This window comes from Streptococcus sp. HMSC073F11, from assembly GCF_001810785.1.
Lineage (GTDB): Bacteria > Bacillota > Bacilli > Lactobacillales > Streptococcaceae > Streptococcus.
Genome location: NZ_KV802690.1, coordinates 81,908 through 90,634, shown reverse-complemented (window position 1 = coordinate 90,634; position 8,727 = coordinate 81,908). Strand labels below are relative to the sequence as shown.

Annotated in this window: 7 protein-coding genes; all 7 read right to left on the bottom strand. The window is 43.9% G+C overall.

The window, feature by feature from the left end; genetic code table 11:
• Positions 1-30: 30 nt before the first annotated feature.
• Positions 31-2,046, bottom strand: coding sequence for an ATP-dependent DNA helicase RecG (gene recG / locus HMPREF2764_RS02115; protein WP_070526840.1), 2,016 nt, complete (start codon positions 2,044-2,046; stop codon positions 31-33).
• 20 nt (positions 2,047-2,066) lie between these two features.
• Positions 2,067-3,170, bottom strand: coding sequence for an alanine racemase (alr, locus tag HMPREF2764_RS02110; RefSeq protein ID WP_070526837.1), 1,104 nt, complete (start codon positions 3,168-3,170; stop codon positions 2,067-2,069).
• Positions 3,160-3,522, bottom strand: a complete 363-nt coding sequence (acpS, locus tag HMPREF2764_RS02105) for a holo-ACP synthase (RefSeq protein WP_070526833.1) — start codon at positions 3,520-3,522, stop codon at positions 3,160-3,162. The genes alr and acpS overlap by 11 nt, the downstream gene beginning before the upstream one ends.
• A 44-nt stretch (positions 3,523-3,566) precedes the next feature.
• Positions 3,567-4,598 (bottom strand): 3-deoxy-7-phosphoheptulonate synthase, encoded by a 1,032-nt coding sequence (locus HMPREF2764_RS02100; protein ID WP_000864041.1) that lies wholly within the window; start codon positions 4,596-4,598, stop codon positions 3,567-3,569.
• 1 nt (position 4,599) lies between these two features.
• The gene (locus HMPREF2764_RS02095; protein WP_000232190.1) at positions 4,600-5,631 is read right to left on the bottom strand and encodes a 3-deoxy-7-phosphoheptulonate synthase; all 1,032 of its coding nucleotides are present in this window, start codon (positions 5,629-5,631) and stop codon (positions 4,600-4,602) included.
• A gap of 80 nt (positions 5,632-5,711) precedes the next feature.
• On the bottom strand, positions 5,712-8,225 hold the full coding sequence (gene secA, locus HMPREF2764_RS02090; protein ID WP_070526829.1) for a preprotein translocase subunit SecA: 2,514 nt from the start codon (positions 8,223-8,225) through the stop codon (positions 5,712-5,714).
• A 145-nt stretch (positions 8,226-8,370) separates the two neighbouring features.
• A complete protein-coding gene (locus HMPREF2764_RS02085; protein WP_070526826.1) occupies positions 8,371-8,658 on the bottom strand; it encodes a hypothetical protein in 288 nt (95 codons plus the stop codon).
• Positions 8,659-8,727 lie beyond the last annotated feature (69 nt).

Below are 8,727 nucleotides of genomic sequence, written 5' to 3'. Positions count from 1 at the left end.
ACGTGGTTTGAATTTGATTTTCGAAGAGTATTAATCTAAATGTTCTTTCTTTTCCATATGAAGGGCAATCATGCGCCACTCTGGATCCTCTTGCCAGCCTTCTATAGAACTAATGTAGCTGGCAACCTTTCTGGCTTCTTCTAAAATCGGAAAATCTTCGATAATGTCAGCCACTTGGAATTCTGGAAGACCTGACTGTCTGGTTCCAAAAATCTCACCAGAACCCCGCATTTTCAAATCTTCCTCAGCTAGGACAAATCCATTAGTCGTTTCTGTCATGATGCGCATGCGGTCTTTCCCAGAATCCGTCTTGGGATTGGCAACGAGAACAGCATAGGATTGCTTATCTCCCCGACCGACACGACCCCTGAGCTGGTGAAGCTGGCTGAGACCGAAGCGATCGGCATCCATGATAATCATGACGGTCGCATTGGGCACATTGACCCCGACCTCGATAACCGTCGTTGAAACCAGAATATCCGTCTTTCTCTCTTTGAACTCCTGCATAATCTGGTCTTTTTCGTCACTCTTCATCTTACCATGTAACAGAGCAACCTCAGCCTTGCCAGCAAAATGAGCTGTCAGCTCCTCAGACAATGCAATGGCATTTTTCAAATCCAGAGTTTCTGATTCTTCAATCAAGGGAGAGATAACATAGGCTTGAGAACCTTTTTGGATTTCTCCCTCTAACCAAGTCAAGACCTGAGGTAGTTGCTCATGTTTGATCCAGCGAGTCACAATAGGCTTCCTTCCTGCTGGCATCTGGTCAATAATGGAAACATCCATATCTCCAAAGGCTATGATAGCCAAGGTTCGTGGAATGGGAGTTGCCGTCATCATGAGAACGTCAGGATTGTCACCTTTTTCCCGTAAAATACGCCTTTGCCCCACACCAAAACGGTGCTGCTCATCTATGATAATCAAGCCTAGGCGAGCATAATCCACCCCATCCTGTATCAGTGCATGGGTTCCGATAATCAAATCAGCCTCACCCTTGGCAATAGTCTCCAAGACTTCTCTTTTTTCTGCAGCTTTTAAGGAACCTGTCAAGAGAGCCAGTTTCAAATCAGGAAAAAGCTCCTTCAAACTCTCAAAGTGTTGCTCTGCTAAGATTTCTGTTGGCACCATTAGGGCAGCTTGATAGCCAGCCGTCACCGCCGCAAACATGGCTAAGCCAGCGACCACAGTCTTTCCGCTACCCACATCCCCTTGCAGGAGACGATTCATGTGGTGGTCCGACTTCATGTCGGCCAAAATTTCCTGCAAACTCTTTTCCTGAGCTTGTGTCAGGGCAAATGGCAGACTTTCTTTAACCGCCGACACTTTTTCCTGAGACCAATCCAGAACCAGACCGCTTCCTTGAACTCTATTTTCAGACTTGAGCGTCTGCAATTGCATTTGGAAATAAAAAAGTTCCTCAAACTTGATACGGCGAAGGGCCTGCTTGTATTCTGCCAAATCCTTGGGGAAATGCATGGCGCGAACAGCCTGACAACGGGACATGAGTTTGTATTTGTCCAGCAAAGACTGGGGCAGATTTTCCTCTATCAAGAGGTCCAGTCCCTGATCAAAGGCCGTCTTGATGACCTTGACCAGACTGGCCTGACTGATTCCCTGAGCCAGACGATAGACAGGCTGGAGGTCATCCTCCACCTGAGCCAGAACCTTCATCCCTGTCAGACTAGCCTTGGCACGGTCCCATTTTCCAAAGACGGCAAGAGTTGCTCCCAACTCTATCTTATCAGCTAGATAGGGCTGGTTAAAGAAATTCACCGCAAAAACAACTTCTCCCTGCTTGAGACTAAAACGCAGGCGATTGCGCTTGAAACCATAATACTGGACACTGGCAGGAGTCACGACTTGACCAGACAGAACCGCCTTCTCACCGTCTTCCAGTTCCAGCACCTGCTTGGTTTTGAAATCTTCATAGCGGAAAGGAAAGTAGAGCAATAGGTCTTGCAAGTTTTCAATTCCTAGTTTGGCGTATTTTTCTGCTGACTTTGGTCCCACACCAGGCAAGACATGCAAGGGTTGATGTAGATTCATGCTCCACTCCTTTCTTTGTTTTAATAATACTCTCTCGGAATGCGATCGCTGAGAAGACAAACGACCTCGTAGTTAATAGTTCCGCGGTAGGTCGCTACCTGAGTAGCTGTGATTTCTTTATCTCCGTCGGAGCCAATCAAGGTTACCTTGGTTCCTAAGGGATAAAGCTTAGGCAGACGAATGGTTATTTGGTCCATAGAAACTCGTCCAACAATTGGGCAAGCTTGGCCATCTACCAAGACAGTGAAATTCTGCATATCTCGTGTCCAACCATCCGCATAGCCGATTGGCACCGTCGCAATGACTTGCTCACTATCAGCTTGATATGTTGCTCCGTAGCCCATGCAAGATCCAGCTGGAACTGTCTTGACGTGAACCAGAGCAGATTCCAAGGTCAAGGCTGGGGTCAGGTCATAGGGCAAATCCAAAACCTCTCCGCTAGGATTCAGGCCATACATGGCATCTCCCATACGAACCGCATTGAAAATAGTCGCTGCATGCCAAAGAGTCGCTGCAGAATTACTAGCATGAACCAGCTCTGGCACTTCCTTCATACAAGCCAAAATAGCTTTAAAGCGTTCTAACTGCTTATTAAAGTAGTCATCTGATTCTTCATCTGCAGTAGCAAAGTGGGTAAAAATCCCTTCAACACGAGCACCATGTTGTTGGAGCAAGTCTTGAGCCTGATCAGCCTCACTAGCCTCTCGAAAGCCAATCCGTCCCATTCCTGAATCAATCTTGAGGTGGACTGTCAATCCAGTTAGGTCTTCTTCCCTATCTAAGAGGGCTTGAATCCACTCCAGTCCAGCCACTGTCAAGGTGATGTCGTATTCTTTAGCTAGAGCAACAGCTTCGATTTCAGAAACTCCTAAAATGAGGATTTTCTTCCTGAGTCCAGCTTGTCTGAGTTCAATGGCCTCATCAATATTGGAAACGCAAAAGCCATCAACTTCATCCTGAATCGCCGTCGCAACAGCAACAGCCCCATGCCCATAGGCATTAGCCTTGACTACTGCAAATTTGAGCACTCCTTCAGGGATATGAGCCCCCATTTGCTGAATATTTTGTCGAATAGCTCCCAGATGAATCAGAGCCTTGGTTGGTCTATGTGGACTAGCTTTCATGATTTTCCTCCAAAATGACACTGGCTGTCACAAACTGATCTGTATGGCTGATAGACAGCCAAATCTTTCCTGAAAATGGTGACTGACTAAAATAAGGCGCCCCGCGTTCATTATTCAAGACTTCCAAATCCTGAAAACCGAGCTTTCCAATACCCGTTCCCATGGCCTTGGAAAAGGCTTCTTTAGCCGACCAGCGACCAGCCAAATATTCGATTTGCCTGCGCCCTTTAAGACTGTTAAACCGTTCCATTTCATTAGCGGTCAGCACGCGCTTAGCAAATCCTTCATGTCGTGTAACTGCGCGTTCTATCGAAGCCAATTCTTCGATATCAATTCCGTGTCCAACTATCATTCTCATCAAAAGGAGTTGAGATTCCCCAACTCCATCCTTTTCACTTATTTTGTCAAGGTAGCATAAATCTCTTCTACCAAGGCCTCTGTATTTTCCCAACCCAAGCAAGGATCCGTAATAGAGCAACCAAAGACCTCTGGTTGGTTTTGACGACCATCTGCTAGGTAAGATTCAATCATAAATCCTCTAACCGTCTTTTTGATTTTCTCATTCCAATCACGATTTTGCAAGGTCTGACGAACAATTCGAATCTGCTCCATATATTGCTTTCCTGAGTTATCATGGTTGGTATCGATGAGGATAAAGGGATTTTCAAGTCCCATGGCTTCATAGCGTTCAATGGCATTTAGCAAGGTTTCATAGTAAAAGTTAGGCTCATTTTTCCCATACTCATTAACCGCCCCACGAAGGATGACGTGGGCCAAGGGATTTCCTGAAGTCTCAACTTCTTGCCCATGGAAAAGGAAGGTCTGTTTATTTTGAGCGGCATAGATGCCATTAAACATAACACCAAGATTTCCAGAGGTTGGATTTTTCATTCCGACTGGTGCATCAATTCCTGAAGCCACAAAGCGGTGCTCTTGGTCTTCCACAGAACGAGCCCCAACAGCATGGTAGCTGACCAAATCATCTACCAATACCAGATTTGACGGATAAAGCATCTCATCTGCCGTTGTCAAACCAGTCTCTGTAATCACACGATAGTGCAACTGGCGCACAGCCTGCAAGCCATTGATCAGACTTGGAGCCTTAGAAGTATCCGGTTGGTGAACCAAACCCTTATAGCCATCTCCGTTGGTACGAGGTTTAGCTGTATAAACACGCATAACCATGAAAATCTTGTCCGCCACCTTCTTTTGCAAGGCGGATAAACGGCGGGCATATTCCAAGACAGCCTCTTCATTATCAGAAGAGCACGGACCAATCACCAAAAGGATCCGGTCATCTTCTCCTGAAATGATGTCTGCCAATTCTCTATCACGGCGCTCCTTTAGTCGCAAGGCTTCCGCAGACAATTGAGTTTCTGCCTTGATTGCTTCAATATCGATTTCTTGACCTTTTTCAATAAATGCCATCTTATTCTCCTAGCGTTTGGTAGATTTCTCTGACAAGGGCTTCCGTATTATCCCAGCCCAGGCAAGGGTCCGTGATAGACTTGCCAAATACTTCCGGTTCGTTCTGACGGCCGTCTTCTAGATAAGACTCAATCATAAAGCCACGAACGTACTGCTTGATTTTTTCATTCCAATCACGGTTAATCAAGGTCTGGCGGACAATTCTAATCTGGTCCATATATTGCTTACCAGAGTTGTCATGATTGGTATCCACAATGATAAAAGGATTTTCCAAGCCCATCTTCTCATACTGAGCAATAGTATCCATCAAATTATCATAGTAGTAGTTAGGAATATTCTTACCATACTCATTGATTGCTCCACGAAGAATAGCGTGCGAAAGCGGGTTCCCAGTTGTTTCCACTTCTTTTCCTAAGAAAAGGAAACTTTGTTTGTTTTGAGCAGCATAAATCCCATTAAACATAACATTGAGATTTCCAGATGTTGGATTTTTAAACCCAGTCGCGAAATCTGCTCCACTGGCCACAAAGCGGTGTTGCTGGTCTTCAACTGAACGGGCACCAACCGCCATGTAAGAAATCAAATCATCCACAAGCGGTAGATTTTCAGGATAAAGCATTTCATCAGCCGTTGTCATTCCTGTTTCTGTGATAACACGATAGTGAAGATGGCGAACGGCTTTGATTCCATTGATAAGACTAGGCGCTTCTGTCGCATTAGGCTGGTGAATCAAGCCCTTATAGCCATCTCCGTTGGTACGGGGTTTAGCAGTATAAACACGCATAACCATAAAGATACGGTCTGCCACTTCTTCTTGCAAAGCTGCCAAACGCTTAGCGTATTCAAGAACAGCTTCTTCATTGTCAGATGAGCATGGCCCGATTACCAAGAGAATCCGCTGGTCTTCTCCACGTATAATGGCTTCTAGCTCTTGATCGCGCTGTGATTTTCTCTCCAAAGCTTGACCTTCTAATTTTGATAAGGCACGAACTTCTTCAATATTAATTTTAGGACTTTTTGCTGTAAATACCATAACTCATCTCCTTATAAATCAAACGGATACCAAGTAAAAATTTACTTTTCACAAGGTATCCGCCTCTAAACTATCTCATTTTATTGTCTTTTACCGTGACAGTTTTTAAACTTCTTACCAGAACCACATGGGCAAAGTTCATTCCGTCCAATCTGGCTCAAATCCAAATCTTCTGGTATATTTGCTTGGTGGGCAGCGATATTACGGGTCGCTGTTGTACTGATATGGTGTTCTGCTTGTGGTCTTTCTTGTTCATGAATTTGTGCTTTCATCATCAAGCGTGTCACATCAAACTCAATCGAACCAATCATGTCATTAAACATACGGAAACCTTCTGCCTGATACTCAACAACAGGGTTGTTCTGAGCATAGCCACGAAGTCCAACCGCGTTACGCAATTGATCAAGGGCATCGATATGATCTGTCCACTTGTTATCCACCACTCGTAGAATCAAGACTTTTTGGAATTCTTTCACTGCTTCTTCATCGCGTAATTTTGAAACCTGACTATCGTAAACCTTCAAGGCACGTTGGAAGAGTTCTTCCTTAATAGCCTTATCAGACAAGCCTGACAAGTCTTCCATCGTAATAGAATCTTCTGGAAGCAAGTTGTACTTAGCAAAGTTCAAAATTGCCTCTAGTTTTTCATCTTGTTTGGCACGCGCATGACCATCAACGACACGACCAATCGTGCGTTTAATCATAGCCTGAATTTCAGGTGCCAAGTCACGATCTGCAGTGATGACATCGTAACGTTGAGCATAGATAATCTCACGTTGTTCACGCATGACGTCATCGTATTGAAGGACTTGTTTACGGGTATCGTAGTTATTTCCTTCGACACGTTTTTGCGCTGCTTCAACCTGACGTGTCAACATACGAGACTCAATGGCCTCTTCAGACATGTTGAGACGTTCAAAGATTCCCTTCAAGCGTTCAGAACCAAAACGTTTCATCAAATCATCTTCAAGAGATAGGTAGAATTGTGACTCACCTGGGTCTCCTTGACGACCTGAACGTCCACGAAGCTGGTTATCGATACGACGGCTTTCATGACGTTCTGTACCAATCACACAAAGTCCACCCAATTCGCGAACTCCTTCACCAAGCTTGATGTCGGTACCACGACCGGCCATGTTGGTTGCGATAGTAACAGCACCACGTTGACCAGCATTCATGATGATTTGGGCTTCTTTATAGTGGTTTTTGGCATTTAAGACTTCGTGAGGAACGCCAGCTGCGACTAATTTCTTAGAAATGTAGTCACTGGTTTCAACTGCAACTGTACCAACCAAGACTGGCTGACCTTTTTGGTAACGAGCTTTAACATCTTCGACAACCGCCTTAAACTTAGCCTCGATACTTGCATAAAGAAGGTCTGAGTGGTCAATACGTTGAACAGGACGATTTGTTGGGATTGGAATAACACGAATGTTGTAAATTTCACGGAATTCTTCTTCCTCAGTCTTACCTGTACCCGTCATACCAGACAATTTCTTATACATACGGAAAAGGTTTTGGTAAGTGATTGAGGCAGATGTCTTGGTTTCATCCTGAATTGGCACACCTTCTTTAGCTTCAATAGCTTGGTGCAATCCATCAGAATAACGACGACCTTCCATGGTACGACCTGTAAATTGGTCAACAATCAAGATTTCTTGCTCTTCGCTCACCACATAGTCAATATCGAGAAGCATGATGTAGTTGGCACGAAGGGCGTTATCGATAAAGTGAGTCAGAGCTACGTTTTCGATGTCATAGAGATTGTCAAGTTTGAAGTAGCTTTCAGCCTTATCAATCCCTGAATCAGACAAACCAATTGTTTTAGACTGCACATCGATGATGTAGTCGTCTTTGTCCAAAGATTTTACATAGTGGTCTGCCATGTGATAGAGCTGACTGGTTTCAACTGCGTTAGCACCTGATACGATCAAAGGTGTACGGGCCTCGTCAATCAAGATTGAGTCAACCTCATCGACCAAGGCATAGTTAAGCGGACGTTGTACCATGTTTTCAGCGCGAACGACCATGTTATCACGAAGGTAGTCAAATCCGATTTCTGAGTTGGTTGAGTAGGTAATATCACACTCATAGGCTTCTTTTTTCTCCATTGGGGATTTGGCAGCCAAGTTAATCCCTACTGACAAACCAAGCCATGAGTACAATTCACCCATCTCAGTCGCGTCACGCTCTGATAGGTATTCATTGACCGTAACTACGTGAACCCCTTTACCTGAAAGGGCGTTGAGGTATACGGGCATGGTCGCAGTCAAGGTTTTCCCTTCCCCTGTACGCATCTCTGGCACGTCACCATGGTGAAGAACGATTCCCCCCATGACCTGAACCTTATATGGGAAGAGACCTAGGACACGTTTGGCACCCTCACGGACAACCGCAAATGCTTCATAAAGCAATGAATCCAGTGATTCTCCATTTTGATAACGTTCTTTAAATTCAACTGTTTTTGCTTTTAGTTGGTCATCTGTCAAAGCAGCCATTTGGTCTTCGTATTTGAAAACCTTGTCAGCCATCTTTTCCAGACGACGGATTTCTCCTTTATCATTTTCGATAATTGTTTTTAAAATATTAGCCATGTTTTTCCTTACTTTAAATTCCGAATATTTTAGAATGTTCTTTTAATTTTAGCACAATTACTGATTATTTTCAAGGAAGAATCCCCATTTTGAAAAGGAAAAAGAGGCTAGTTTCCAAGCTAACCTCTCTGATTTTTATGATACTTTAATTGCCAAAAATCGGCAAAATAGCAAATAGGATAAATAGATTTATCCAAAAAGAAAGACAACAGATCAATCCAAAAACAAAGAGACTGACTTTCTTGGACAGCAAGGCCATCAAAATCGACAGAATTCCAAAAACTAGTAAAACTTTCTGCATGATTAAGAGATTGATAGATATTCCCAGAACTGGTTTATCCCAAGGAAGAAAGAAGAAAGCCAGCCAGATCAGCAGAACTAAACCAATATAGACCTTAGAATAGCGTGTAATAAATGATTTTAGACGTTCCATAAGCAACCTCCTACAAATAGAAAGTAATATAATAATCAATGAAAATCAAAGAGCAAACTAGGAAACTAG

Coding starts and splice junctions, on each gene's coding strand:
- secA (WP_070526829.1), bottom strand. CDS start 8,225: ATGGCTAATATTTTAAAAACAATTATCGAAAATGATAAAGGAGAAATC.
- alr (WP_070526837.1), bottom strand. CDS start 3,170: ATGAAAGCTAGTCCACATAGACCAACCAAGGCTCTGATTCATCTGGGA.
- HMPREF2764_RS02100 (WP_000864041.1), bottom strand. CDS start 4,598: ATGGCATTTATTGAAAAAGGTCAAGAAATCGATATTGAAGCAATCAAG.
- acpS (WP_070526833.1), bottom strand. CDS start 3,522: ATGATAGTTGGACACGGAATTGATATCGAAGAATTGGCTTCGATAGAA.
- HMPREF2764_RS02095 (WP_000232190.1), bottom strand. CDS start 5,631: ATGGTATTTACAGCAAAAAGTCCTAAAATTAATATTGAAGAAGTTCGT.
- HMPREF2764_RS02085 (WP_070526826.1), bottom strand. CDS start 8,658: ATGGAACGTCTAAAATCATTTATTACACGCTATTCTAAGGTCTATATT.
- recG (WP_070526840.1), bottom strand. CDS start 2,046: ATGAATCTACATCAACCCTTGCATGTCTTGCCTGGTGTGGGACCAAAG.